The organism is Mariniluteicoccus endophyticus (assembly GCF_054780035.1).
Genome location: NZ_BAAGXC010000017.1, coordinates 125,185 through 149,902, shown reverse-complemented (window position 1 = coordinate 149,902; position 24,718 = coordinate 125,185). Strand labels below are relative to the sequence as shown.

General features: G+C 70.3%; 24 protein-coding genes and 2 pseudogenes. 10 read left to right on the top strand and 16 right to left on the bottom strand.

Annotated elements, in window-relative coordinates; genetic code table 11:
• Positions 1 to 82 precede the first annotated feature (82 nt).
• Positions 83 to 997, bottom strand: coding sequence for a polysaccharide deacetylase family protein (locus ACYVGD_RS07970; protein WP_460742696.1), 915 nt, complete (start codon positions 995 to 997; stop codon positions 83 to 85).
• Between the two features lie 178 nt (positions 998 to 1,175).
• Here ACYVGD_RS07970 and ACYVGD_RS07965 point away from each other — a divergent pair, with 178 nt between their 5' ends.
• Positions 1,176 to 2,057 (top strand): dioxygenase family protein, encoded by an 882-nt coding sequence (locus ACYVGD_RS07965; RefSeq protein ID WP_460742695.1) that lies wholly within the window; start codon positions 1,176 to 1,178, stop codon positions 2,055 to 2,057.
• A 145-nt stretch (positions 2,058 to 2,202) separates the two neighbouring features.
• Here ACYVGD_RS07965 and glnA read toward each other — a convergent pair whose 3' ends face one another.
• Positions 2,203 to 3,624, bottom strand: coding sequence for a type I glutamate--ammonia ligase (gene glnA / locus ACYVGD_RS07960; protein WP_460742694.1), 1,422 nt, complete (start codon positions 3,622 to 3,624; stop codon positions 2,203 to 2,205).
• Between the two features lie 108 nt (positions 3,625 to 3,732).
• Here glnA and ACYVGD_RS07955 point away from each other — a divergent pair, with 108 nt between their 5' ends.
• Positions 3,733 to 4,161 carry an RDD family protein gene (locus tag ACYVGD_RS07955; RefSeq protein ID WP_460742693.1) on the top strand — a complete coding sequence of 143 codons (429 nt, stop codon included), beginning with the start codon at positions 3,733 to 3,735 and terminating at the stop codon, positions 4,159 to 4,161.
• Between the two features lie 12 nt (positions 4,162 to 4,173).
• Here ACYVGD_RS07955 and ACYVGD_RS07950 read toward each other — a convergent pair whose 3' ends face one another.
• Together ACYVGD_RS07950 and ACYVGD_RS07945 are read right to left on the bottom strand one after the other, a co-directional pair.
• Positions 4,174 to 4,692: a hypothetical protein gene (locus ACYVGD_RS07950; protein ID WP_460742692.1), complete on the bottom strand. Its 519-nt coding sequence runs from the start codon at positions 4,690 to 4,692 to the stop codon at positions 4,174 to 4,176.
• Position 4,693: 1 nt separating this feature from the next.
• Positions 4,694 to 6,505: an ABC-F family ATP-binding cassette domain-containing protein gene (locus ACYVGD_RS07945; protein WP_460742691.1), complete on the bottom strand. Its 1,812-nt coding sequence runs from the start codon at positions 6,503 to 6,505 to the stop codon at positions 4,694 to 4,696.
• Positions 6,506 to 6,653: 148 nt separating this feature from the next.
• Here ACYVGD_RS07945 and ACYVGD_RS07940 point away from each other — a divergent pair, with 148 nt between their 5' ends.
• On the top strand, positions 6,654 to 7,553 hold the full coding sequence (locus ACYVGD_RS07940; RefSeq protein WP_460742690.1) for a hypothetical protein: 900 nt from the start codon (positions 6,654 to 6,656) through the stop codon (positions 7,551 to 7,553).
• An 88-nt stretch (positions 7,554 to 7,641) separates the two neighbouring features.
• Here ACYVGD_RS07940 and ACYVGD_RS07935 read toward each other — a convergent pair whose 3' ends face one another.
• The 7 genes and pseudogenes from ACYVGD_RS07935 to lpdA form a co-directional block, all read right to left on the bottom strand.
• Complete coding sequence (locus tag ACYVGD_RS07935; protein WP_460742689.1) at positions 7,642 to 8,421, bottom strand: DUF4191 domain-containing protein; 780 nt, start codon at positions 8,419 to 8,421, stop codon at positions 7,642 to 7,644.
• Positions 8,414 to 9,340, bottom strand: a complete 927-nt coding sequence (gene lipA / locus ACYVGD_RS07930) for a lipoyl synthase (RefSeq protein ID WP_460742906.1) — start codon at positions 9,338 to 9,340, stop codon at positions 8,414 to 8,416. The genes ACYVGD_RS07935 and lipA overlap by 8 nt, the downstream gene beginning before the upstream one ends.
• Before the next feature lie 46 nt (positions 9,341 to 9,386).
• Positions 9,387 to 9,608, bottom strand: coding sequence for a hypothetical protein (locus ACYVGD_RS07925; protein ID WP_460742688.1), 222 nt, complete (start codon positions 9,606 to 9,608; stop codon positions 9,387 to 9,389).
• A 178-nt stretch (positions 9,609 to 9,786) separates the two neighbouring features.
• Positions 9,787 to 10,509: a lipoyl(octanoyl) transferase LipB gene (lipB, locus tag ACYVGD_RS07920; RefSeq protein WP_460742687.1), complete on the bottom strand. Its 723-nt coding sequence runs from the start codon at positions 10,507 to 10,509 to the stop codon at positions 9,787 to 9,789.
• Between the two features lie 169 nt (positions 10,510 to 10,678).
• A pseudogene (locus ACYVGD_RS07915) lies at positions 10,679 to 12,320 on the bottom strand (MFS transporter).
• Positions 12,321 to 12,440: 120 nt separating this feature from the next.
• Entirely contained in the window at positions 12,441 to 14,342 is a 1,902-nt protein-coding gene (gene sucB, locus ACYVGD_RS07910; protein ID WP_460742685.1) for a 2-oxoglutarate dehydrogenase, E2 component, dihydrolipoamide succinyltransferase, read from the bottom strand.
• Positions 14,343 to 14,602: 260 nt separating this feature from the next.
• Positions 14,603 to 15,988: a dihydrolipoyl dehydrogenase gene (lpdA, locus tag ACYVGD_RS07905; RefSeq protein WP_460742683.1), complete on the bottom strand. Its 1,386-nt coding sequence runs from the start codon at positions 15,986 to 15,988 to the stop codon at positions 14,603 to 14,605.
• 92 nt (positions 15,989 to 16,080) lie between these two features.
• On the opposite strand from lpdA, the gene ACYVGD_RS07900 reads away from it, so the two are divergent.
• On the top strand, positions 16,081 to 16,422 hold the full coding sequence (locus ACYVGD_RS07900) for a hypothetical protein (RefSeq protein ID WP_460742682.1): 342 nt from the start codon (positions 16,081 to 16,083) through the stop codon (positions 16,420 to 16,422).
• Positions 16,422 to 16,940 carry a GNAT family N-acetyltransferase gene (locus tag ACYVGD_RS07895; RefSeq protein WP_460742681.1) on the top strand — a complete coding sequence of 173 codons (519 nt, stop codon included), beginning with the start codon at positions 16,422 to 16,424 and terminating at the stop codon, positions 16,938 to 16,940. The genes ACYVGD_RS07900 and ACYVGD_RS07895 overlap by 1 nt, the downstream gene beginning before the upstream one ends.
• Positions 16,941 to 16,982: 42 nt before the next feature.
• Here ACYVGD_RS07895 and ACYVGD_RS07890 read toward each other — a convergent pair whose 3' ends face one another.
• Together ACYVGD_RS07890 and ACYVGD_RS07885 are read right to left on the bottom strand one after the other, a co-directional pair.
• Positions 16,983 to 17,528, bottom strand: coding sequence for an ATP-binding protein (locus ACYVGD_RS07890; RefSeq protein WP_460742680.1), 546 nt, complete (start codon positions 17,526 to 17,528; stop codon positions 16,983 to 16,985).
• A 109-nt stretch (positions 17,529 to 17,637) separates the two neighbouring features.
• Positions 17,638 to 18,276, bottom strand: coding sequence for a LysR substrate-binding domain-containing protein (locus ACYVGD_RS07885; protein WP_460742679.1), 639 nt, complete (start codon positions 18,274 to 18,276; stop codon positions 17,638 to 17,640).
• Positions 18,277 to 18,312: 36 nt separating this feature from the next.
• On the opposite strand from ACYVGD_RS07885, the gene ACYVGD_RS07880 reads away from it, so the two are divergent.
• The gene (locus tag ACYVGD_RS07880) at positions 18,313 to 18,669 is read left to right on the top strand and encodes a DUF5997 family protein (protein WP_460742678.1); all 357 of its coding nucleotides are present in this window, start codon (positions 18,313 to 18,315) and stop codon (positions 18,667 to 18,669) included.
• Between the two features lie 321 nt (positions 18,670 to 18,990).
• On the opposite strand, the gene ACYVGD_RS07875 is transcribed toward ACYVGD_RS07880, so the two are convergent.
• Entirely contained in the window at positions 18,991 to 20,475 is a 1,485-nt protein-coding gene (locus tag ACYVGD_RS07875; protein WP_460742677.1) for a leucyl aminopeptidase, read from the bottom strand.
• Between the two features lie 144 nt (positions 20,476 to 20,619).
• Between ACYVGD_RS07875 and gcvT the strand changes: the two genes are divergently transcribed.
• Together gcvT and ACYVGD_RS07865 are read left to right on the top strand one after the other, a co-directional pair.
• Complete coding sequence (gene gcvT, locus ACYVGD_RS07870; protein ID WP_460742676.1) at positions 20,620 to 21,720, top strand: glycine cleavage system aminomethyltransferase GcvT; 1,101 nt, start codon at positions 20,620 to 20,622, stop codon at positions 21,718 to 21,720.
• A gap of 4 nt (positions 21,721 to 21,724) precedes the next feature.
• Positions 21,725 to 22,480, top strand: a complete 756-nt coding sequence (locus tag ACYVGD_RS07865) for a hypothetical protein (RefSeq protein WP_460742675.1) — start codon at positions 21,725 to 21,727, stop codon at positions 22,478 to 22,480.
• Here the strand turns inward: ACYVGD_RS07865 and ACYVGD_RS07860 are convergent, their stop codons facing one another.
• Entirely contained in the window at positions 22,481 to 22,657 is a 177-nt protein-coding gene (locus ACYVGD_RS07860) for a hypothetical protein (protein WP_460742674.1), read from the bottom strand.
• On the bottom strand, positions 22,657 to 23,259 hold the full coding sequence (locus ACYVGD_RS07855) for a DUF3043 domain-containing protein (protein WP_460742673.1): 603 nt from the start codon (positions 23,257 to 23,259) through the stop codon (positions 22,657 to 22,659). Before ACYVGD_RS07855 ends, ACYVGD_RS07860 begins: the two co-directional genes overlap by 1 nt.
• Before the next feature lie 122 nt (positions 23,260 to 23,381).
• Between ACYVGD_RS07855 and ACYVGD_RS07850 the strand changes: the two are divergent.
• Both ACYVGD_RS07850 and pspAA read left to right on the top strand, forming a co-directional pair.
• Positions 23,382 to 24,119, top strand: a pseudogene (locus tag ACYVGD_RS07850) (PspA/IM30 family protein); the annotation flags it as partial.
• A 269-nt stretch (positions 24,120 to 24,388) separates the two neighbouring features.
• Entirely contained in the window at positions 24,389 to 24,682 is a 294-nt protein-coding gene (pspAA, locus tag ACYVGD_RS07845; protein ID WP_460742671.1) for a PspA-associated protein PspAA, read from the top strand.
• Positions 24,683 to 24,718: the final 36 nt, after the last annotated feature.

Sequence of the window (24,718 nt, the reverse complement as noted above, 5' to 3'; positions counted from 1 at the left end):
CCACGAGGTACGCGAGCTTGCCCGGCTCGGACTTCTTCATCGTCCTCCCGTGGTCCTTCAGCTCGTCGGGCCGGGCGAGGGGTCAGCCGATGATGCCGAACTCGTAGCCCTTGGCCTTCAGCTGCTGGACCAGAGGGGCGACGGAGGCGACGGTGATGTCGGAGCCCTGGTAGTCATGCATCAGCACGACCGCCACGTTCGGGCCCGAGCCCAGCGTCGACATCGCACGCGCCGCGCGGCCCTCGCCGGAGCCCGGGGCGGAGTCGGTGCCGTCGCCGTTCTCGGAGTTCCAGTCGAGATACCAGACGTCCTTGGCCTGCATGGCCTTGTCGGACGCCTCCATCGCCTTCCAGCCGTGACCGCCGGGGTAGCGCTGACACTTCGAGGAGTAACCGTCGCCGAGGACCTTGCGTACCGATGCGACGGCCTTGTCGTAGTCGGCGACGATGTTGTCTGCGCTCGCGCGGTTGCCCGGGTAGAGCGTCTTGTAGCTGTGGGAGTAGGTGTGGATGCACACCGCGTGACCCTCGGCGATGGTGCGCTTCAGGATCGCCGGGTCGGACTTCTCCAGTCCCTGCGGGCCGGCGATGATGTAGAACGACGCCGGCACGCCGGCCTCCTTCAGCGCATCGAGCACCTTCGGCGTGGAGGTCGTCGGTCCGTCGTCGAAGGTCAGGAAGGCGACCTTCTTGTCCTTCGGGTAGGTCGGCGACTTCTCCTTCGCGCCGTGCAGCCAGTCGTGCACGTCATTCGCCGGATAGGCGTACGCCGCCGCGCGCTCGTTGTGGTTCGCGCCGCTCTTCAGCTCGGTCGAGCCGGCCGGGGTCGGAGAGGCGGTCGGCGTCGGGGCGGCCGACGGCGTCGCGCTCGGCTTCTGCGACGCCTGCTTCGACGCGGACGCCGACGCCGATGGCGCGGCCGTGTTCTCCGGGGGCGGCGTACCGCACCCGGCCAGCGCGAGGGTGGCGGCGGCGGTCAGGATCACGGGACGCTTCATGACTACTCCAATCTGGGCGGGCCCGCACAGGGTAGGCGCGTCGCAGGTCAGTCGGCCACCAAGGCGGGGCTGGGTTCCGTCGTAGGAAGCGTCGGCCCGCAGGTGCTGCACACCCGGTTCTCAGCGGCCGCACAGGTCGGGTCGCGACGGTGGAGGGACCGACGACCGGAGGAGAACCATGACCACACCCCAGCACACCGAGGGGCTTCACCACGACCTGCGTACGCTGAGCCGCCGCGGCCTGCTCGGCGTCCTGGGCGGGCTCGGCGCCGCCGGGCTCGCCGGCTGCGCGGCCGCGGCCGGGGCGACCGGGGCATCCACGAGCGGCCCGACCACGAGCGCTGCCGGCGGACTGGCCGAGATCCCCGAGGAGACGGCCGGTCCCTACCCGGGGGACGGTTCGAACGGCGTCAACACCCTCGACGCCGAGGGCATCGTCCGGCAGGACCTGACCAGGTCGTTCGGTGCCAGCTCAGGTGAGGTCACCGGCGTACCCCTGACGGTCAACCTCACTGTCCTGACCGGCGAGGCCCTGGCACCCGTGGCGAACGGCGCGGTCTACCTGTGGCACTGCACGCCGGACGGGAGCTATTCGCTGTACTCGTCCGGGCACACCGACCAGAACTACCTCCGCGGCGTCCAGCCCACCGACGCCCATGGGAACGTGTCCTTCACGACGGTCTTCCCCGGCTGCTACGCCGGGCGCTGGCCGCACATCCACTTCGAGGTGTTCAGCTCGGTGGCGGAGGCGACTTCCGGCTCGGGCCAGATCGTGCAGACGTCCCAGCTGGCGCTGCCGCAGAGCGTCTGCGAGGAGGTCTACCGCGAGTCCGCGTACGCGGGCAGCACCGCCAACCTGTCCCGACTGTCGCTGCAGAGCGACAACGTCTTCGGCGAGGACGGGGGAGTCCTCCAGCTTGCGTCCGTCACGGGATCGGTGTCGCAGGGATACACCGCCGCCCTCACGATGCGGGTGGAGCCGGGCGGCGGTGTGAGCGCCACCGGTGGCTCGCGCGGACCGATGGGCCCCGGCGGTCAGCCGCCCGGCGCGCCGCGCTGAGCGCGACAGGTCACGACGACAGCGCCGAGGCGACGAACTGCCTGGCACGCTCCTCGTCCTCGCGGGGCGGGAGCGGGTTGCTGAGGAACTGCTCCGTGCCAACGACAACGGCCCCGCTTCTTCGAGCGGGGCCGTCGCGTACGGATCACATGTCGTAGTACATCTCGAACTCGTGCGGGTGCGGGCGCACGCGTACGGCGTCGACGTCGGCGCGCTTCAGGTCGATCCACGTCTCGATCAGGTCCTCGGTGAACACGTCGCCCTGCAGCAGGTATTCGTGGTCCTCCTCGAGCGAGTCGAGCACGGCCTCCAGCGTCGGCGGCACGACGGCGATGTCGTCGTACTCGGCCGGCGGCAGCTCGTAGAGGTCCTTGTCGATCGGCTCCGGCGGCTCGATCTTGTTCTGGATGCCGTCGAGGCCGGCCAGCAGTATCGCCGAGAAGGCGAGGTAGGGGTTCGACGAGGGGTCGGGGCAGCGGAACTCGACGCGCTTGGCCTTCGGGTTGGAGCCCGTGATCGGGATGCGGATGCACGCCGAGCGGTTGCGCGAGGAGTAGACCAGATTGACCGGCGCCTCGAAGCCCGGCACGAGGCGGTGGTAGGAGTTCACCGTCGGGTTGGTGAAGGCCAGCAGCGACGGGGCGTGCTTGAGCAGGCCGCCGATGTAGTGACGTGCCATGTCCGACAGGCCGGCGTACCCGCCCTCGTCGTAGAACAGCGGCTTGCCGTCGTTCCAGATCGAGCTGTGGACGTGCATCCCCGAGCCGTTGTCGCCGAAGATCGGCTTCGGCATGAACGTCGCCGTCTTGCCGGCGGCCCACGCGGTGTTCTTCACGATGTACTTGAACTTCATGACGTCGTCGGCGGACTTCATCAGCGTGTTGAAGCGCCAGTTGATCTCGGCCTGGCCGGCGGTCCCGACCTCGTGGTGGGCCCGCTCGACCTCGAGGCCGAGGTTCTCCATGTGGCGGACGATGTCGTCGCGCAGGTCGCCGAAGTGGTCGGTCGGCGCGACGGGGAAGTAGCCGCCCTTGTACTTCACCTTGTAGCCGCGGTTGCCGCCCTCCTCCTCGCGGCCGGTGTTCCACGCGCCGGCGATGGAGTCGATGTGGTAGTAGCCCGCGTTCTGCTTGGTCTCGAAGCGCACGTCGTCGAAGACGTAGAACTCGGCCTCCGGCGCGAAGTACGCCGCGTCGCCGATGCCCGTCGAGGCCATGTAGGCCTCCGCCTTGCGTGCGATGTTGCGGGGGTCGCGGCTGTAGGCCTCCTTGGTCAGCGGATCGTGGACGAAGAAGTTCACGCACAGCGTCTTCGACTTGCGGAACGGGTCGATGTACGCCGTGGTGGGGTCCGGCAGCAGCGCCATGTCGGACTCGTGGATCTTCTGGAACCCGCGTACCGACGACCCATCGAAGCTCAGCCCGTCGGAGAAGACCGACTCGTCGAACGCGCGGGCCGGGACCGTGAAGTGCTGCATCACGCCGGGCAGGTCGCAGAACCGCACGTCGACGGTCTCGACGTTCTCGTCTTTGAGGTAGGCGAGCAAGTCGTCGGCACCGGTGAACATGTTTCCTCCATGTGGTTGGTTACGGGTCCGACCTTACGTCGTGGTCATTTCCGGGGCTTTGCCGCCATGTTTCGGGCGTGTTACAGGCCACGGCCTAGGATCGGCGGCGTGAGCGCGACGGAAATCGAGGAGAAGTGGATCGGCGAGACCATCGGCCTGCCGGAGAAGGGCCGTGGATCGCTGGCCAGCTGGCGTGCCCGCATCGCCGCCCTCGTCGGCGACTGGGCCGCCTCGATGCTCGTCGCCGTGGCGATCTTCGGCCCCGGCGTGGTCCGCGACAACGGCTGGCGCTCGTTCATGATCCTGGCGGTCTTCTACGTCGGGTCGACGATCCTCACCGCGACCACCGGGGGCTCGTTCGGCCAGCTCGTCGCCCGCATCGCCGTGATCCGTCTCGACGGCGAACCCGTCGGCATCCTGCGCGCCGCGCTGCGGCAGGCCATGATCTGCCTCGTGCTGCCAGCGATCGTGATCGGCATGCACCGCCGCGGCCTCCACGACCTCGTCAACGGCACCGTCGTCGTCAACCGCCGCTGACCCGCGTACGCCTCAGCCGGGATCGACGCACTTGGCGGCGATGAGCTGCTGCACCGGCACGACCTTGAGGTGGCCGACCATCACCTGTTCGGGGACCGGGGCATCGGTCAACGGCAGCTCGCCCAGCACGAAGACCGTCGCCGCCGACGGGTAAGTGCGCTTGATCAGCCAGTCGCGGCGTGCCCCCGCGTTGTACGCGATCATCGGATGGTCAGGCATCGGCCGGTTCACCAGCACCTCGAAGCCGCGGTCCGGCTTGCCAGCTGTCACGACGGTCAACGGGTCGCTCGACGGGCCGCGCGTGCGGTAGAGCTCCTCTCCGACCTCCGCCTCCTTGTAGCTGGTGATGCGGACGTCCTCCTCGCGGTTGCCGATGCACCACGCCGTCACGACCACCACCGCACCATCGGTACGCCGGGCCACGCCCACCACCGAACGCCCGTACGCCGGCCCCGCGTCGATCACCGACGGCAGGGTCACCAGCAGCGCAACGATGACCCCGAGGACGAGGATGCGGCGTACGCGGGCCATGTCAGCCGGCGACCTCCGCCGCCTCGAGCCAGGCCATCTCCAGCTCGTCGTGCTCCGCGGTCAGCGCGTCGACCTTCTGCTGCAGCTCGGCCAGACGTACGTAGTCGGCGGCGGCCTCCGCCATCTCGGCGTGGAGCTTCTCGATCCGCGCCGTGAGCTTCGACATCTGCTGCTCGGCGCGGGCCATGTCCTTCTTGGCCTGGCGTACCTCCGCCGCCGAGGCCGACCAACCAGACGCCGCCGGCTTCGCGGTGGGGGAGTCGGCGGCGACCTGCTGCGACTTCGACTCGCCGCGCTCGCGCGTACGCCGGTGCTCCAGGTACTGGTCCACACCGCCCGGGAGGAGGACGCAGCGGCCATCGCCCATCAGTGCGTAGGTGACGTCGCAGACGCGCTCGAGGAAGTAGCGGTCGTGGCTGACGACGATGAGCGTGCCGGGCCAGCCGTCGAGGTAGTCCTCGATGATTGTCAGCGTGTCGATGTCGAGGTCGTTCGTGGGCTCGTCGAGGAGCAGCACGTTCGGCTCGGCCATCAGCAGCCGCAGGAACTGCAGGCGGCGTCGCTCCCCGCCCGACAGCTCGCCGATGCGCGTGACGAGCTTGTCGCCGGTGAAGCCGAACTCCTCGAGCAGCTGGCTCGCCGTGGCCTCGCGACCCGTGGCGAGCTTCGTCTCCTGCTTGAGCCGGTTGACGTTGTCGAGGACGCGGTCGGAGTCGTCGAGCTCGCGCACGGCCTGGGTGAGGTGACCGATGCGCAGCGTCTTGCCCTGCTTCACCCGACCGGACGTCGGCTCGAGGCTGTGGTCGAGCAGCCGCAGCAGCGTCGACTTGCCCGCGCCGTTGACGCCGACCAGCCCGATGCGCTCGCCCGGGCCGATCGACCAGGTGAGCTGGTTGAACAGCCGCTGGCCGGTCGGCAGGTCGTATGTCATGTCCGTCAGGTCGAACACGTCCTTGCCCAGGCGCGTCACCGAGAACTGCTGCAGGGCGAGCTTGTCGCGCGGCGGCGGCACGTCCTCGATGAGCTGGTTGGCGGCGTCGATGCGGAACTTCGGCTTCGACGTGCGCGCGGGCGCGCCGCGTCGCAGCCACGCGAGCTCCTTGCGGACCAGGTTCTGGCGTCGTGCCTCGTTCGCGGCGGCCTGGCGGGCGCGCTCGGCGCGGGCCAGCACGTACGCCGCGTACCCGCCGTCGTAGGCGTCGACCACACCGTCATGGACCTCCCACACACGGTTGCAGATCGCGTCGAGGAACCAGCGGTCGTGGCTGACCACCAGCATGGCCACGTCACGCTGCTGGAGCGTGTTGAGGTGTTCCGCCAGCCAGGCGACGGCCTCGACGTCGAGATGGTTCGTGGGCTCGTCGAGCACCAGCAGGTCGTGCTCGCCGAGCATGATCGCCACCAGCGCGGTACGCCGGCGCTCACCGCCCGACAGCCGGCTGACCGGCGCATCGAGGTCGATGTCGGCGAGCAGGTGCTCGACGACGCCGCGACGGTAGGAGTCGGACGCCCACACGTGGTCCGGGTCACCGCCGACGATCACGTCGCGGACCGTCGCGGTCGGGGGATAGGTGTCGACCTGGTCCAGCGAGCCGATGGAGACCGCGCCGCTGCGAGTGACGCGACCGTCGTCGGGATCGATGCGCCCGGTGAGGATGCCCAGCAGCGTCGACTTGCCGTCACCGTTGCGGCCGACCACGCCGATGACGTCGCCGCGGCCCAGCCCCAGGGTCACGTGGTCGAGGATCGTACGCGTCGCGTACTGCTTCGAGATGCGCTCGGCGTTGATCAGGTTGGGGGCGGGAGTCGACACGTCGGGTGAGTCTAGTCTGCCGCCGGCGTACCCCCTCCCTCCCACAACAGGCCGAAAGCTCCACAACAGGCGTTGGCCGGCCTGTGCTGAAGTTTTCGGCCTGTGTTTGTGGCCGGATGTGCCAATCCCCCGCGAAGGCGGGGTATGTGTGAAGGGCATGCAGCGCACCACACGCTCACTCGCGTCCGAGGGATTCCGTTCCAACGACATCGCCCGGCGAGTACGCGGGAGAGAGCTGTTCCCCATCCGCCGAGGTGTGTACGCGGAGGAACCGCTGGAGGGGACGGCGGTCGACCGGCACCGGCGGCTCGTCCTCGCCACACTCACCCAGATCGACCCGACGTCGGTCGTCAGCCACGTCTCCGCGGCGGTGCTGCACGGGTTGCCCGTGTGGGGCTCCGCTCTCGACCGGGTCCACGTGACCAGGGAGTCCGCCACGCAGTCGTGGCGGAGCCGCCATCTGCATGTCCACCCCGGTGCCTTCGAGGCCGACGAGGTGGCCCTTGTCGCGGGGGTACGGGCGACGTCACGCCTGCGGACGGTGCTGGACGTGATGATGACGCGCCCGCTCGAGGAAGCGGTCGCCGTGGCGGACGTCGTCGCGGGGGAGGGGATCGATCCCGACCTGCTGCTCGTCGGGCTGGAGGGCCTGGGGCGCCGGCGAGGCATCGGCGGTGCGAAGGCCGCTGCCCGCCTGGCCGACGGGCGGGCCGAGACACCGGGCGAGTCATACTCACGCGTCACGCTCCACCGGGCAGGGATCCCTGCGCCGCAGCTGCAGGTGGAGGTGTTCTGCCCGCGTACGGGCCTGTTCATCGCGCGTCCCGACTTCCTGTGGGAGGACGAACGAGTCGTCGGCGAGTTCGACGGTGCGGTGAAGTACGCGGGTACCTACGGCGCACCCGAGGAGGTCGTGCTGCAGGAGAAGCGGCGCGAGCGCGACCTACGTACCGCTGGTTGGGGCGTCCTGAGGTGGACATGGGCAGATCTGGCCGAGCCGCAGCGCCTGCGCGACGTCTGGGACGCCGAGGTCGCACGACGACGCTGACACAGCACAACAGGCCGAAAACTCCACAACAGGCGATGCAACGCCTGCTGTGGAGTTTTCGGCCTGTTGTGGCGGAGGGGGCGACGGCTCAGCGGCCGCGCATGCCCTTGCGGGCGCCCTTCATGCTCGTGGGCACCGGACCACGGGGGATCGGCGCCTTGGGACGCACGGCGTCTACGGCGCGCAGGCGCGACTTCACCGCGGTGATCTGGTGGGGCTCGAGCGTCTTCGGCAGCTTCGACACGTGCTTGGTCAGCTGGTTCAGCGGGACCTGGCCCTCGGCGTTGCCCATCTGGATGGTGTGGACGACGACGTTGTGGCCAGCGAACTTCTCGTGCTTCGACTTCTCCTGCATCAACAGCTGCTTGGCGCGGTGGGGGTCACCCTCCGACACGAGAACGACACCGGCTGGGCCGATGGCGCGGTGGACGACGTCCTGGTGGCGGTTCACGTTGATCACCGGGTCGTGGATCCACTTGTTGCCGAGCATCTGCAGGGCCACCTCGGCCGAGCCGGCCTGGTCGGCGTAGCGGGCGAACGTCGCCTTCTTCGTACGCAGGGTCAGGACCCACATCGCCAGCATGATGCCGAACAGCACACCGGTGAGGACCAGCATGATCCACGTGAACCACGTGGCCTTCAACACCAGCCCGATGATCACGAACAACAGCATCGGCGCCAGCAGGCAGCCGAGCATGATCCACGGCAGCGGCTTGTCGTACTCGTGGGTCAGCCGGTAGGCCTCACGGATCTGGCGGATGCGCCCCATGTCGGCCGGGTCGGTGGAACTGCGGCGACGTTCCTTCTCGGCCTTCTTCGCGGCCTTGACCTGGGCCTGACGTTCCTTGGCGCTGAGCTGCTCAGCCATTCACCGCATCCTTCTTGTCCTGGTTCGCGCGCGCTTCCATGGCCTGACGGTAGAGACGGCCGGCGCGGTAGGAGGAACGTACCAGCGGGCCGCTCATGACGCCGACATAACCGATCTGCTCGGCCTCCTGGCCGAGCTCGGTGAACTCGTCGGGCGTCACCCAGCGCTCGATCGGGTGGTGCATCGGCGTCGGACGCAGGTATTGCGTGATGGTGATGAGCTCGGTGCCCGCGTCGTAGAGGTCGCGCAGGGCCTGGCTGATCTCCTCGCGGGTCTCGCCCATGCCGAGGATCAGGTTCGACTTGGTGACCAGCCCGGCGTCACGCGCCTGAGTCAGTACGTCGAGCGAGCGCTCGTAGCGGAAGCCCGGACGGATGCGCTTGAAGATGCGGGGGACGGTCTCGACGTTGTGGCCGAACACCTCAGGCCTCGCCTCGAACAGCTGGCCGAGGAGCTCGGGGCGGCCGTTGAAGTCGGGGGCGAGCATCTCGACGCCCACGCCCGGGTTCATCTCGTGAACCTTGCGGATCGTCTCCGCGTACAGCCACGCGCCCAGGTCCTCCCGGTCGTCGCGGCACACGCCGGTGATGGTCGCGTACTTCAGACCCATCGTCTTCACCGACTCGGCCACGCGCACCGGCTCGCCCGTGTCGTACTCCTCGGGCTTCTTCGACTCGATCTGGCAGAAGTCGCAGCGGCGCGTGCAGGAGTCGCCGCCGATGAGGAACGTCGCCTCGCGGTCCTCCCAGCACTCGAAGATGTTGGGGCAGCCGGCCTCCTGGCACACGGTGTGGAGGCCCTCGTCCTTCACCAGCGCGTGGAGGTCGCGGTATTCGGGCCCCATCTTCGCCGTCGTCTTGATCCAGCTCGGCTTCTTCTCGATGGGGGTCTGCGCGTTGCGGACCTCCAGTCGGAGCATCTTGCGGCCTTCGGGGGTAACAGTCACCGGGCCATGGTACGCCGGGTCAGCGGACGTCGCGACGGGTCAGCGCCAGCCAGCCTGCGCCGACAGCGAACATGGCCGTCCCGACGAGCACCACCGCCGACAGCCAGATGGCATCGCCCTTGTGGCTGCTGGGGGAGACGAGCGTGAGCACGTGGGTGATGGCGATCTCGAGCCCCACCCAGGGCGGGTCCTTCCAGCCGGCCTCCTTCAGCAGGATCCTGAGGAACCAGTGGTTGAGCACCGTGAGGATGCCCCACGCGAGGAGGTGCCCAGTCCTGCGAGAGTGCTCCGGCCGATCAGCGCCGCGGTGAGGCCCAGCAGAGAGAGGATCCCGACGACCACGGTCGCGGCCAGCGCGTACGGGACGACCGCCCACTCGGTCAGGTCGCGAGCCCCGCAGAGCGCGGGGCCAGACGGGGTCAGACCGTGAGCCCGTAGGTGACGCCCTCGGTCGGCGCCTGGTCGTGGGTGAGGTCGGGCGACGGCTCGTACGGCTGCCACCCGAGCATCTCGGCCAGCTGGGGCTGCAGGGCGTCGGCGACCTCGTCGACGGTCGGCGCCGCGTCGCCGAGCTCCATCGCCATGGACGTCACGCCCGCATCGGCGATCCCGCAGGGCACGATCTTGCCGAAGTCGCCCATGTCGGGGGCCACGTTGATCGCGAGCCCGTGCATGGTCGTGTTGTGGGAGACGCGGATGCCGATCTGCGCGATCTTGCGCTCCGGCAGACCGCGCTGGGGGTCGGGGGAGAGCCACACGCCCGAGCGGCCCGGTACGCGTCCCGTGGCGATGCCGTAGCCCGCCATCATGCGGATCATCGCCTCCTCGAGGCGGCGCACGTAGTCGACGACGCCGATGCCCGGCTGGTCGTCGGAACTCTGGGGGAGCGTGACGATCGGGTACGCCACCAGCTGTCCGGGGCCGTGCCAGGTGATCTTGCCGCCGCGGTCGACGTCGACGACCGGCGTGCCGTCGACGGGCCGCTCATGGTCCTCGGTGCGCCGCCCCGCGGTGTAGACCGGCGGGTGCTCCAGGAACAGGACCACTCCCTCGCCGGTGGCAACGACATCGTCGTGCACCTGGCGCTGCAGGTCCCAGGCCTCGAGGTAGTCGACGGAACCCAGACGGCGGAATTCGAGCATGCGGGGACTATACGCCCGCCGGTCGGCTTGAGGTCACAACCCGCGGAGGGCGCCGAGCACGGTCTGGGCCGCGACGACCAGCAGGCCGTCACCGACCAGGGCGGCAGCTGCGGCCACGGCCCAGCGCCCTCCTGCGTCACGGGCACCGGATCTGGCGAACCCGCAGGGGTCAGTCGACCTCGTGCCCGACCGGTGGCACCGCGCTGCGGCGGTCGGCCCGCCGCACGGCGAGCGAACCGATCAGGCCCAGGGCGAGGAAGCCGCACGCGAGCCCGACCGCCAGGGCGGTGGCCTGCGCGAAGCCGGCGGCCAGGGCGTCCGTCACCGGCGTCGCGCCGTGCGTACGCATGCCGGCGATCACCCCACCCGCCGACGCGATGACGGACTCGGTCAGTGCGGAGGCCTGGGCGGGCGGGACCAGGCCCGCCAGGCGGTCGGGCAGGCTGGCGGTGAGACCCACGGCCAGCGCCGTCCCGGCGGCCGCGGAGCCGAGCGCAGAGCCCAGCTGGCGTACGGTCGACTGGGTCGCGGAACCCTGCCCGGAGAGCTCGGCGGGGATGTCGGCCAGCACGGTGGACGTGAGCTGGGCCGAGGCCAGACCCAGGCCGATCCCGTAGACGACCAGCACGGCGGCCAGGACCACGGGGCTGACGCGCAGGACGACCGCCGTGGCAACCGCCGCCACACCGACGACCTCCAGGGCGAGCCCCAGCACGACCGTCCCCGAGGCACCCAGCCGTGCGGCGAGGTGGCGCGCCGAGGCACCGGCGAAGAACGCACCCAGCGCCATCGTCGCCAAGACGAGGCCCGTGCTCAGCACCGACAGGCCGACCACGTTGATGAGGTAGAGCGGCAGCACCAGGACCAGGGCGAACTCTCCCATCGCGACCGCCATGGCCGTCATGTTGCCCCAGGCGAACGTCGGCGTACGGAAGAGGTCGAGGTCGAGCAGGGCGTCGCGGCGGACCCGGGCGCGGTGACGCTCCCAGAGGACGAACAGGCCGATGAAGGCGACGCCGAGGACCGCCAGGACGGGGACGGGGGAGACCGGGGCAGTGGTCGGCCAGGTGAGGCCCAGCACCGTCAACTGCTCCTTGGGCCGCCACCAACCGAGCTGGTTGCCCTCGATGAGGGCGAACACCAGGGCGCCGAACCCGATGCCAGAGGTGAGCAGGCCGTCGACGTCGAGGCCCCTGCGACCCGGGAGGCCGCGGGTCGCGGGAACCCACAGGAAGGCGCCGACGAGGATCGCGGCGCCGAACGGGACGTTGACCCAGAAGATCCACCGCCAGTCGAGCGACTGCGTCAGCCATCCGCCGAGCAGCGGACCGACCGCGGCCATGCCGGACATCACCGCACCCCAGACGCCGAAGGCGGCGGCACGGTCGCGGCCGCGGAAGGTGGCGTTGACCGTCGACAGGGTCGACGGCAGGATCATGGCACCGCCCAGCCCCTGCACCACCCGCGACCAGATCAGCGCCCCGGCACCCCCGGCCGCGGCGGCCATGATCGAGCCTGTGACGAACACCAGGACCCCGGCGATGAAGATGCCCCGGCGTCCCCAGCGGTCACCCAGGCGGCCCGTGGTGAGCAGCAGGGCGGCGAACACGACGCTGTAGAGCGAGTTGACCCACTGGGCGTCGGTGAGGTGGAGGGTGGAGGTCGGCGATGATCGCGGGTAGCGCCACACCCACGATCGTCCCGTCGAGCACGATCATCGACAGCCCCGCCGCCAGGACCCCGAGCGCCCTCCAGCGCTTCGGGTCGGGGGCGTCCTCGGTGGGCGCGTCGGTCGGCGGTCGCTCGATCATGGGTTCTCCTCGGTTCCCCACCAGCCTAGGACCCGGCTGCGGCGGCGCACCGGTCCGAACGGACGGAAGACGCGGACGCGGCCGCCACCCGGAGGTGACGGCCGCGTCCGCGCGGCTGGATCAGAGGCCGAACTCGGGACCGAAGTCGCCCTCCTCGAGGCGCTCCTTGACCGCCGAGAGGAAGCGGGCCGCGTCGGCACCGTCGACGAGACGGTGGTCGTAGGTCAGCGACAGGTACATCATGTCGCGGACCGCGATGGTCTCGCCGAGGTTCTTGTCGGTCATCACCATCGGACGCTTCACCAGGGCGCCCGTGCCGAGGATCGCGACCTGCGGCTGGTTGATGATCGGCGTGTCGAACAGGGTGCCGGCCGAGCCGTAGTTCGTGATCGTGAACGTGCCACCCATGAGGTCGTCCGGCGTGACCTTGCCCGTGCGGGCCTTGTCGGCCAGCTCGCCGATCTTCTTCGCGATGCCGCCGATGTTGAGGTCGCCGGCGTCCTTGATGACCGGGACCATCAGGCCACGCTCGGTGTCGACGGCCATGCCGATGTGCTCGGCGTTGGCGAACGTGGCCGTGCCGGCCTCGGTGTCGATCGTGGCGTTGATCTTCGGGTGGACGCGCAGGGCTTCGACGACGGCCTTCGTGATGAACGGCAGGAACGACAGCGAGGCGCCGTTGCGGGCCTTGAAGTCGTCCTTCACCTGGGCGCGCAGGCGGCTGATCGTGGTCATGTCGACCTCGACGGTCGCCGTCAGCTGAGCCGACGTCTGGAGCGACTCGACCATGCGCTTGGCGATCGTCATGCGCATGCGCGAGAGCTTCTCGGTCGTGCCACGCTTCGCGTCGGCGTCGGCCGACGACGCGGCCGGGGCGGCGGCGGGCTTCTCCGCGGCGGCCGGGGCGGAGGCCGCCTTCTTGGCCTCCTCTGCGGCGGTCAGGACGTCCTGCTTGCGGATGCGGCCGCCGACGCCGGTGCCCTTCAGGCCGGCGAGGTCGACACCGTGCTCGGCGGCGAGCTTGCGGACCAGCGGCGTGACGTACGCGGCGTCGTCACCCGACGTGGCGCGCGGCGCGGCTGGCTTCGGCGACTCCTGCTTGGGGGCGTCCTGCTTGGGGGCGTCCTGTTTCGGGGCGTCCTGCTTCGGGGACTCCTGCTTCGGCGACTCTTCCTTGGACGGTGCGGGGATCGGAGCCTGGCCACCCTCGTCGCCGGCCTCCGCCTGTGACTCGACCGACTCGACGGACTGGGCGTCTTCGGACTTCGTCTCATCCTGAGCCGGGGCCTCGTCCTCGGCGGCGCGCTGGGGCTGGGCCTCGGGCTCGTCATCAGCCTCGTCGTCGCCACCGGCGGCGTCGGCGTCACCGACGACGCACAGGACGGCGCCGACCTCGACGGTCTCGTCCTCGTCGGCGTTGATCGAGATGACCGTGCCGGCGACCGGCGACGGGACCTCGGTGTCGACCTTGTCGGTGGAGATCTCGACGAGCGGCTCGTCGACCTCGACCGAGTCGCCGACCTGCTTCAGCCAGCGGGAGACGGTGCCCTCGGTGACCGACTCACCCAGCGCGGGGAGCGCGACCTCGGTGCCCGAGCCGGACGACTTCTTCGTCTCGCCCTTGGGCTTCGGCTGCTCCGCCGGATCTGCCTGGCCCTCGGCCTCGGCCTCCTCGCGGGCGGCGTCCTCGGTCTCCTCCTTCTCCTCCTGCGTGGGCTGCTCGGCCTCGGGCTCCGGCTCCGCCTCGGCGGAGTCGTCGGAGCCACCGGAGCCGACGGACTCGCCCTCGTCACCGATGACGACGAGCACCGCGCCGACCTCGACCGTCTCATCCTCCTCGGCCTTGATCTCGAGGATGGTGCCGGCGACCGGGGAGGGGACCTCGGTGTCGACCTTGTCGGTGGAGATCTCGACGATGGCCTCGTCGACCTCAACGGTGTCGCCCACCTGCTTCAGCCAGCGGGACACGGTGCCTTCGGTGACGGACTCACCAAGGGCGGGAAGGGTTACTTCGGTCGACATTTACGAGACTCCTCGGGATCGTCGTCAATTCTGCTGTGGGGACACCCTATCCCTGTGGCACGAGGGCGTGACCACAGCATCCATCTGTTTCCACTCCACCGTATTGGACACCCCAGCGACGCGCACCGGGGGCCGCACATTTTTTCGTCGATCAGGCGCGCGTACGCCCCGTGGCGCCGCCCGTACGCACCCCGTGCACGCGCGACGCCACGGCCCGCACGGGTGGGCCGTGGCGTCGTGGACGGAAGGGCTGGGTGGGATCAGGCGTGCGCGTGCAGCGGCTTGCCCGCCAGCGCCATGTGGGCCTCGCCGAGCGCCTCGTTCTGGGTGGGGTGGGCGTGGACGAGCGAGGCGACCTCCTCGGGATAGGCGCCCCAGGCGGTGATGAGCTGGGCCTCCCCGACGAGCTCGCCCACACGGGCGCCGATCATCGTGATGCCGACGACCTCGGCGTCCTTGCGGCGAATGACCTTGATGAAGCCCTGCGTGGCCAGGATCTGCGAGCGACCGTTGCCGCCGAGGTTGTAGGAGTAGGTCTCCACCTCGTCGCCGAACTCCCTGCGGGCCGTCTCCTCGGAGTGGCCGACCGAGGCGATCTCGGGATCGCAGTAGGTCACCTTGGGGATCTCCACGTCGGCCACCAGCGTGGGGGCCTCGTCGAGCTTCCCCTCGCGGTGGGCGATGTCCTCGGCCACGAAGATGCCGTGGGCGAAGCCGCGGTGGGCGAGCTGCAGCCCACGGACGAGGTCGCCCACGGCGTACGTGTTCTCCCGCGTGGTGCGCAGGCGGTCGTCGACGGTGACGAAGCCGCGGTCGAGCGTGACCCCGGACTCCTCGTAGCCCAGTCCCTCGGACACCGGCCCACGGCCCACGGCCACCAGGAGCACGTCGGCCTCGTGGGTGGCGCCGTCCTCCAGGGTGAGGCGTGCGCCGGAGTCGGTCCGCTCGGCGGACTTCATCGGGGTGCCGGCGAGGGCCTTGATGCCGCGCTTCTTGAACGCGCGCGCCAGGGCCTTGGAGATCTCGGGGTCCTCGGCGGGCACGAGACGATCGAAGGCCTCGACCACGGTCACCTCGACACCCAGCGAGGTCCATGCCGAGGCGAACTCGACGCCGATGACGCCGCCGCCGAGCACGATCGCCGTCTTCGGCAGCTCGTCCAGGCGCAGCGCGTGCTCGCTGGTGATGATCCGCTCGCCGTCGACCGGCAGGCCGAGCGTGCGGGAGGTCGAGCCCGACGCGAGGACCGTGTAGCGGCCCTGCAGGAGTCGGTCGCCGACCCTGACGCCCTCGGGGGTGAGCACGCCGTCGCCGGCGACGGTCTCGATGGCGTCCTGCTTCATGAGGCCCGTGAGTCCCTTGTGGAGGCGGTCAACCACGCCGTCGGCGTACTTCTTGACGCCTTCGATGTCGATGCCGTCGAGGGTGGACCTGATGCCGAACTTCTCGCTCTCCCGAGTCTGGTCGGCGATCTCGGCGGCGTGGAGCCAGGCCTTGGTGGGGATGCAGCCACGGTGCAGGCATGTTCCGCCCACCTTGTCCTTCTCGACAAGGGCGACCGTGAGTCCCATCTGGGCTGCACGCAGGGCGGCCGCGTAGCCGCCGCTGCCTGCACCCAGCACTACAACGTCGTAGGTGGTAGTCATGGGCGCCATCGTTGCAGCCGGGCAGTCCGCTGTCGACGCCGGACGACGTCGATGTTGGTGGCCGTGGTTGGTGCGTACGCCATCATGGATCCGTGGGGTGGTTCAGCCGGAAGCCGAAGGTCAGTCGCGAGCGCGCTAAGGAGAAGGCCGCCGTCGTCGACGCGGCTGAGGCGCACCTCGTGGCGTGGGCCCGCGAACGGGAAGGCGTCGAGGCCTGGATCGAGCCCGAGACCACCATCTCCACGCCGTCGATGCTGCTGGTCGCGTGGGACGGGGAGTCGACGAGGCGCACGGTGAGATCGGTCGAGGCCGGCCACCGCCTGGCCGCGAAGATGAAGGTGCCGGCCCACGACGCGGGGATCGTCTCCTACCCGCAGCGCCTGCGCGACTACAACGCGCGCCAGAAGATCGACAGGCGGCGCGAGGCGCAGTGATGCGTACGCGGCCGGCGGAGATCCAGGACGCGGCCGAGCTGGCGGCGGCGTACGTGGCGAACCGTGACTTCCTGGCGCCCTACGAGCCGGAACGACAGGAGGCTTGGTTCACCGAGGATGGTCAGGCGCAGGTGCTGGCCGTCCTGACCTCCCTGTCGCGCGCCAACCAGGGCCGCGCCCACGTGGTCGTCGACGACGCAGGCGCGATCGTCGGCCGGATCTCGCTGGCCAACGTGATTCGCGGCGCGTTCGAGTCGTGCCACCTCGGTTACTGGGTGGCCGAGCACGCCAACGGCCGGGGGTATGCGAGCCAGGCCGTCGCCGAGATGCTCGACCTGGCGTTCGGCGAGCTCGCCCTGCACCGCGTCGAGGCCAGCACGCTGGTCGACAACGTGCGGTCGCAACGCGTGCTGGTCCGCAACGGGTTCACCGCGATCGGGGTCGCGCCGCGCTACCTGCAGATCGGCGGCCGGTGGCGCGACCACCGGATGTTCCAGCTCACGCGCGAGGACCGCTGACCCGGACCTCCAGGAAGGAGAAGGCCAGCAGATCTCCCGGCGTCAGCCGGTCGGGGCCGTCGACGTCGGCGTGGAACGTGACCACGGTCCCGCTGTGACCCGCGGGACGACGGGCGCGAGGTCGGCGTCGGGTATGCCGTGGCGATAGGTCTGGGACCATGCGCCGTCGTACCGATGGTTCTCGTGGATCAGGACCGTGCTGAGCGCTGCGACGGTCGACATGCCCCGTCGGCGGAGCCCGTCGGGCAGGAGCGGCGCCGTGGCGGGGTCGCCGAAGCGGACGTCGGCCGTGGCCATCACGGGCTTGCGGATGGGCTCTCCCCGCTCGTCGAGGCGGGTGTCGGTGCCCCGTCCGTCGTCGTCGACCGAGATGCCGCCGTCCTCGAGGTGGGTGACCTGGACGGTGCCGCGACGCCCCGCCGCTGCGGCCTCGTCATCGGCGTACGCAAGCACCTCGAGAATCAGGTGGCGGCGCCCGCCGGCGACCCCGGGCCGGGAGAGCTCCGCCCGGACGGCTGCCAGGTGGTCGAGGTCGACGTCCTTCGCCCAGTGGTGGGTCGTGGTGGTCCAGGTGGAGCGCTCGGTCACGCAGGCATCCTAGGCCTAGGGACCGAGAACCGCCCGCGGTGCCGCTCGACCCTGACGTACGGCTCGCTGCCGTGGTGCTCCAAGACCGTAACCCCACGCGCGTGCCCGTTCAGCGGCCGCGACGTCCCTTCTGTGGCCTCTGCTTCCTGGGCTGGGGCCGTGCCTTCACCGGCCGGGATCCCGATGCCGCGCGTTCCTTCTGCGTACGCGAGGAATTGGCGCTGCGGCCCCGCACGACGCCGACGAACTCGTCGAGCAACAGGTTGTCGTCGTCGGTGCGCCAGGCCAGGGCGACGGGGGAGGTCTCGGCGTCGACGACCGGCCGGTAGACGAGGTCCCGTCGGCTGGCGCCGCGGGCGATGGACATCGGCACCACCAGCACCGCACCGGCCAGCACGCGGTCGACGGCGACGGCGTCCAGCTCGGTGAGGACCGTCTCCTCGTCGGCGAGGTCTGCGGAGGTCAGCTCGTCGGCGGCGGCGAACAGGTGGTCCTTGGCGACCCACGCGACCATCTGCTCCTCGTACAGGGGGATGGCATGGAGGCCGTCGCGGTCGATGGGCAGCCGCACGAAGCACATGTCCAGGCTGCCGTCGTGCAGGCCGGCCAGCTGGGCGTCGTCGGTGACCTCGGTGATGGTCAGCGGGTTGCGGAAGCGTTCCTCCCAGGTGCGCTGCCACTTGTGGAGGACCACTCCGCGCACGTGCCCGATGCGCAGGCCGGGCGGTGTCGACGGGGTCTGGCTCACCCCTGCAGGCTAGCGGCTGGGCTACAGCTCACGGCTGTGAGCCAGACCCTGAAGCCCTCCACCGCCGCCCAGAAGCTGGGCATCCTGCTGTCCGCCGCGCCCGAGGACTTCCAGAGCAGGTCCTTCACCCGCGACGACCTCGACGCCCTGCGCGAGAACCCGCCGGCCTGGCTCGTCGACCTGCGCCGCAACGGCCCCTTCCCGCGCGAGGTCACCGCCCAGAAGCTGGGTGTCTCGAACTCCGGTCTGGCCCGCGGCGGCATCACCGAGCCGCTGAACGCCGACCAGGTGGGCGAGCTGCTGGCCGACCCGCCCGCGTGGCTGGAGCGCGAGCGCGAGGTGCACCGCAAGGTGGTCGCCGAGAACGAGCGCCTCAAGGAGCAGCGGGGCTAGTCCGCCAGGACTCCTCGTTCCGCTGGCGTTCCTCGTCTCGCTGGCGTTCCTCGTCTCGCTGGCGCTCGCTCGGAAACCACTCGCTCGGAGAGCGTGAGTGGGCAGGGAGCGGACCTCCCCGGCGAGCGTCGAGCGACGCGCCCCCTGTCGTAAGGAGCACCAAGGAATCGCCCCCGCGACAGCTTTCGTGGTGAGAACGAAAACTGCCCCGGGGGCGATGACGACTGCGACGACGACAGGGGACTCCGCGCGTCGCGCGCGAGCCGGGACAACCCGACGACTGCAAGGAGGACGCCGGACCCCGGCGCGCGGGCGCGAGCGTCAGGACAAGGTGCGCGCGAGCTCGACCAGCGTGCGTACGGCCACACCTGTGCCGCCGCTGGGGGTGTAGCCGTGTGCGCCCTTCTCGTTGAACGCCGGGCCGGCGATGTCGAGGTGGGCCCAGTCGGTGTCGGCGTCGACGAACTTGCGCAGGAATCCGGCGGCGACCTGGGCGCCGCCCATGCGCTCGCCGCCGGAGCGGACGTCGGCGACCTTCGACTCGAGGGTCTCGTCGACCCATTCGGGGATGGGCAGCTGCCACGCATCCTCGCCAGCGGCCTCGGCGGCATCGAGCACGGCGGCGGCCACGACGTCGTCGTCGGACATGACGCCGAACGTGTGGGAGCCGAGCGCGACCATGCAGGCGCCGGTGAGCGTGGCGACGTCGACGACGAGGTCGGGGTCGTCCTCGTTGGCGCGGGCGAGGCCGTCGGCCATGACGAGGCGGCCCTCGGCGTCGGTGTTGTAGTTCTCGACCGTGGTGCCGCCGTACATCGTCAGCACGTCGGAGGGGCGGTAGGCCTCGCCCCCGGGCATGTTCTCGGCCATGCACGCGTACGCGGTGACCTTGACCTTCAGGCCCAGGTCGGCGATGGCGCGGACGGCGGCGATGACGGCCGCGGCGCCGCCCATGTCGGACTTCATCGTCTCCATGGAGGCCGGCGGCTTGATGTCGAGGCCGCCCGAGTCGAAGGTGATGCCCTTGCCCACCAGCACGAGGTGCTGCTTGGCGCCGCGGGGCGCGTACGCCAGGCGCGTGAGGCGGGGCTTGCGCGACGAGCCGCCGCCGACTGCGGTCAGGCCGCCGTAGCCGCCGGCCGCGAGGGCCTTGTCGTCGAGGACGTCGACGGAGACCTTCGAGCCCTTGCAGTGGGCGCGGGCCTCCTCGGCGAACGTCTCGGGGTAGAGCAGGTTGGGCGGGAGGTTGACCCACTCGCGGGCCGCGACGACTGCGGTGGCCATGACCACGGCGGCGGCGACGGTGTCCTTGTCGGCGGACGGCGAGACGATGACGATCTCGGAGATCTTCGCCTCGGGGGCGTCGCCGGAGCGGACACCCGCGTAGGAGTAGGAGCCGAGCAGCGCACCCTCGGTGACGGCGCGCAGGATCTCGGGCTCGGTGGCGTCCATGTCGACGGCGACGCGCAGGCCCTTGCCCAGACCGGAGGCGGCGCGTACGCCGGCGCCCGCGGCACGACGCGCCTGCTCGAGGGTCGCCTGCTCGGCGGTGCCCACACCGGCCACAACCAGCATGCGGCCGCCGACACCCGGGAGCAGCGAGGTCGCGCCGACCTTGGCGGTGAACCCGGTGCGGGCCGCCGTCTCGGCGACGCCGGCACCGTGCTGCTTGGTGTGGGCCTTGTCGAGGGCGCGGTCGGAGGTGATGAGGGCCGGCTCGGAGCCCTGGGCGGCGACGACGAGGACGTCGGCGTCGGCCGGGACGGACTTGGCCACGGTGACCTTGGGCAGGGCGGGTGTGGGCACGTTGTGTTCCTTCACAGGTCGGAAACGGTTGCTTCGTCGGGACACGCTACCCGTCGGCTCCGACAGCCCTGTCCCGTGGTGGTGGCCGATCTGTCCTGCGGTAGGTTCGGCCACGTCCACGAGACGAGAGACGAGGGAGTCAGGATGTCGGAGCTGAAGCAGTCACCCCTGCACCAGTGCCATGTCGATGCCGGAGCCAAGATGGCGGAGTTCGGCGGCTGGTCGATGCCGCTGGAGTACGCCGGGGGCGGCGTGCTGGCCGAGCACCACACGGTTCGCGACGGCGTGGGCATCTTCGACGTCTCCCACCTGGGCAAGGCCCGGGTGAAGGGGACGGGCGCGGTGGCCTACCTGAACACGCGCCTCACCAACGACCTGGACAAGATCTCGAACGGCCAGGCCCAATACACGATGCTGTGCCAGGCCGACGGCGGCGTGGTCGACGATCTGATCGCCTACCGCTTCTCCGACGAGGAGGTCTTCCTCATCCCCAACGCCGCCAACAACGCCAAGGTCGTCGAGACGCTGCGCGACGGGCTGCCCGCGGGACTCGAGCTCACCAACGAGCACGACGAGTACGCGGTGCTCGCCGTCCAGGGGCCGAGGTCTGACGACGTGCTGGAGCGTCTCGGCCTGCCGACCGGCCACGACTACATGTCCTTCGACGTCTCCGAGCTCGAGGGCGTGGGCCTGACGGTGTGCCGCACCGGCTACACCGGTGAGCGCGGCTACGAGCTCGTCGCCCTGAGCGCCGACGCGGGGACCGTCTGGAACGCAGTCATGGCGGCGGGGGAGGCCGACGGCATCCGCCCGTGCGGTCTCGGTGCCCGTGACACCCTGCGCCTCGAGATGGGCTACGCCCTCCACGGCCAGGACATCTCTCCCGAGATCACGCCCGTCCAGGCCCGTCTCGGCTGGGCCGTGGGCTGGAAGAAGGAGTCGTTCGACGGCCACGAGGCGCTCCGGGCCGAGAAGGAGGCGAAGCCCAAGCGACTGCTGCGTGGTCTGAAGGCCAAGGGCCGCGGCATCCCGCGCTCCCACATGTCGGTGGTCGTCGGCGGACGACCGGTCGGTGAGATCACCTCGGGCACCTTCTCGCCATCGCTCAAGCAGGGCGTCGCGCTCGCGCTGGTCGACGCGTCGGTCGCCGAGGGCGACACAGTCGGCGTCGAGGTGCGCCGCCGCGTCGAGGAGTTCGAGGTCGTCAAGCCGCCGTTCGTGACGCCGGGCGTCCGCGAGGTCTGAGCCGGTGGGCGTGCCGTCGGGTCCCGAGGACGAGCCGATCACCGCGGTCCGTGAGCGGCTGCGGGCGCAGGGGCGTGCTTACGAGGTGCGCGACGCCGTGCTTGTGCTCGACTCCGGCGTCGCCCAGCGCCTCGACGATCTGGCCTTCGCGTACGCGGGGCTGGTCTCCCGGGGCATGTCCCCGGTGGCGGCGGCCGGGGAGGTCGTCGCCTCTCTGGAGCAGCACGAGTCCCACCTGCGGGAGGTCGGTGGGCGGGGGAGCGTACGCCTGCGCCTGACCCACCCGCGTGAGGTCGACCCGACCTCGACGCTGCCGGGCCCGGCGGGGCTCGTGGCCTATCTCGTGCTCGACGAGGCCCATGCGGCGACCCGGTTGACCCCCGCCCAGATCGACGACCGCGGCGGGCTGGAGGCAGCGGGTGTCGCCGCGCTTGGCCCGACGCTGGCCGAGCCCGTGCACGTGCAGGCCTTCACCGGTCCGCCGTTGTCGGGCTGGCGGGTCACCGGCGACATCTACACCGCAACACGGCTGCTCGACTGCGCACGGCTGCTGCGTGAGCTGGGCGCCGACCCGTCGCGGCCCTACTTGGTGGCGGTGCCGAGCTCTCGCGAGGTGTGGGTCTTCCCCGATCCTGCGGATCCCGCGACGCTGTCGTGGGTCCGGGAGCAGGTGTCGAGGTCGTACGCGGCCGCGCGTGGTCGCGTCTCCGACGCCGTCCACCGCTGGGACGGGACGGTGCTGGAGGTCGTCGCGGGCTGATCAGCTCGGCAGCAGCGACATGGGGCCGTAGACGACCCGGTCGCCCTCGTGGAGCGTGACCTCGGTGACGCCCTGGTCGGCGAGGTCCTCGTACGCCTCGGTCAGCCAGGCCTCGGCCTCGGCCTGCGACGGGAAGGTCGTGTCGATCGTGCCCTGGTCGGGCTCCCAGCGCCACATCAGATCTTGTCCCCGCGCTTCACGGTGGGCTTGGGCATGCGCAGCGGGCGGAGTTGGATGGCCCGGTTCCAGCCGTACATCATCACGCCGGTGCCCTTCGTGGACCTGCCTGGGTGACGCTCCTCCCAGATCTTCTTGAACTTCCGCCACAGCACGAACAGGTCGACGATGACGAGCACGATGAACGTGTACATCAGGATGATCGACGCGTTGGCGGCCTGCGGCCAGTAGGGCTGGACGAACGACAGGGCCAGCACCAGCATGAGGGTCGGCAGCAGCACCTCGCCCAGGTTGAACCGCGAGTCGACGACGTCGCGCATCAGTAGCTTCTCAGGCGTCGAGTCGCGCGCCTCGAGGGCCGCCATCCGCTTCTCGCGGTTGGCCTCGGCGGCGCGCTTCTTGGCTTCCTTCCTTGTCAGCGTCGGGTTGACGCGTTCCAGACGGGCCTTCTCGGCGTCCTTGCGGCGCGGCGTGGGGGCGTCCTTCTTCTTCGGTACGCGGCGTCCCTGCGCGTCGACCCCGGTCTCCTCGACCGGCGCGGGGTCGCTGACGGCCGTTTCGGACTTCGCCTCCTTGTTGTAGGGGCGGAACAGTCTGGCCATGGCGTACCTCGTCGTTCGTCGTTCTGGGGACCCCCGGATTGTCCCCCAAACAACCCCGGAATCCGAATCAACCACGCGCACACCCTGTGATCCGTTACACCCCTGCCCCTAGTCTTGGACGCATGAGCGGATTCATGCAGCGGATGTCGACAGTGTTCCGTGCCAAGGCCGACAAGGCCCTGGACAAGGTCGAGGACCCCCGAGAGACCCTTGACTACTCCTACCAGCGCCAGCTCGAGCTGCTGCAGAAGGTGCGCCGTGGCGTCGCCGACGTGGCCACGTCGCGCAAGCGCGTCGAGCTCCAGGCCACGCAGCTGAACCAGCAGTTGGACAAGTTGAGCACCCAGGCCCAGAAGGCGCTCGAGGTGGGCCGGGAGGACCTCGCCCGCGAGGCCCTGACCCGCAAGTCCGGCCTCCAGCAGCAGCTCGGCGACCTGCAGCAGCAGCACGCCCAGCTGCAGGCGGAGGAGGAGAAGCTCGTCAAGGCCTCCCAGCGGCTGCAGGCGAAGGTCGACGCGTTCCGCACGCGCAAGGAGACGATCAAGGCCACCTACTCGGCTGCCGAGGCGCAGACGCGGATCAACGAGGCCTTCTCCGGCATCGGCGAGGAGATGGGTGACGTCGGTCTGGCCATCCAGCGCGCCGAGGACAAGACGGCCCAGCTGCAGGCACGTGCCGGCGCCATGGACGAGTTGCTCGCCTCCGGCGTCCTCGACGACCCGACGAGCTCGGGCCAGGACGACATCGCGCGCGAGCTCGAGGCGCTGTCCTCGGGCTCCGACGTCGAGAACGAGCTGTCGCGCATGAAGGCCCAGCTCGGCTCCGGCCACGCCGGCCACCGCCCCGAGCTCGAGGGCGGCCCCGCCCAGCAGCAGGGCCAGTTCCAGCAGCAGGGCGGCCAGTTCCAGCAGGGTGGCCAGTACCAGCAGGGTGGCCAGTACTCGCAGGGTCAGCCCCAGCAGGGCGGCCGGTTCCAGCAGGGCCAGCAGCCGCAGCAAGGTGGGTACGCCATGCCGCCGGCGGGCCAGCAGGGCCAGGGTCACGCGATGCCGCCGGCCCAGGACCAGGCCGAGGGTGAGCCGTTCAAGGCCTACCCGACCGAGCCGCAGCAGGGCTGGGAGGGTCAGCGATGATCGTCCGGGTGCTCAACGAGGGCCAGTTCCGCATCGACGAGGACAAGCACCTCGACGTGCTCAACGAGTGCGACGACGCCATCGAGTCGGCCGTCGACGCCAACGACCAGGAGCGTCTCACCAACGCGCTGGCCAAGCTGATCCGCACCATCTCCGAGGTTGGCGAGCCGCTCCCCGACGACGATCTGCACGACTCCGACCTGATCGTGCCGGACGCCGAGTCGACCCTGGAGGAGATCCAGGCCTGGCTCGACGACTCGGGCAGCGACGACGGCCTCATCCCCGGCTGACATCCGCCTCTGCACGACGAAGGGCCCCGGAGCGAT

Coding starts and splice junctions, on each gene's coding strand:
- ACYVGD_RS07860 (WP_460742674.1), bottom strand. CDS start 22,657: ATGTGGCGCTGGGAGCCCGACCAGGGCACGATCGACACGACCTTCCCG.
- ACYVGD_RS07965 (WP_460742695.1), top strand. CDS start 1,176: ATGACCACACCCCAGCACACCGAGGGGCTTCACCACGACCTGCGTACG.
- glnA (WP_460742694.1), bottom strand. CDS start 3,624: ATGTTCACCGGTGCCGACGACTTGCTCGCCTACCTCAAAGACGAGAAC.
- gcvT (WP_460742676.1), top strand. CDS start 20,620: ATGTCGGAGCTGAAGCAGTCACCCCTGCACCAGTGCCATGTCGATGCC.
- lpdA (WP_460742683.1), bottom strand. CDS start 15,988: ATGACTACCACCTACGACGTTGTAGTGCTGGGTGCAGGCAGCGGCGGC.
- ACYVGD_RS07970 (WP_460742696.1), bottom strand. CDS start 997: ATGAAGCGTCCCGTGATCCTGACCGCCGCCGCCACCCTCGCGCTGGCC.
- lipA (WP_460742906.1), bottom strand. CDS start 9,340: ATGCTCCGACTGGAGGTCCGCAACGCGCAGACCCCCATCGAGAAGAAG.
- ACYVGD_RS07950 (WP_460742692.1), bottom strand. CDS start 4,692: ATGGCCCGCGTACGCCGCATCCTCGTCCTCGGGGTCATCGTTGCGCTG.
- sucB (WP_460742685.1), bottom strand. CDS start 14,342: ATGTCGACCGAAGTAACCCTTCCCGCCCTTGGTGAGTCCGTCACCGAA.
- lipB (WP_460742687.1), bottom strand. CDS start 10,509: ATGCTCGAATTCCGCCGTCTGGGTTCCGTCGACTACCTCGAGGCCTGG.
- ACYVGD_RS07855 (WP_460742673.1), bottom strand. CDS start 23,259: ATGGCCAGACTGTTCCGCCCCTACAACAAGGAGGCGAAGTCCGAAACG.
- ACYVGD_RS07935 (WP_460742689.1), bottom strand. CDS start 8,421: ATGGCTGAGCAGCTCAGCGCCAAGGAACGTCAGGCCCAGGTCAAGGCC.
- ACYVGD_RS07895 (WP_460742681.1), top strand. CDS start 16,422: ATGCGTACGCGGCCGGCGGAGATCCAGGACGCGGCCGAGCTGGCGGCG.
- pspAA (WP_460742671.1), top strand. CDS start 24,389: ATGATCGTCCGGGTGCTCAACGAGGGCCAGTTCCGCATCGACGAGGAC.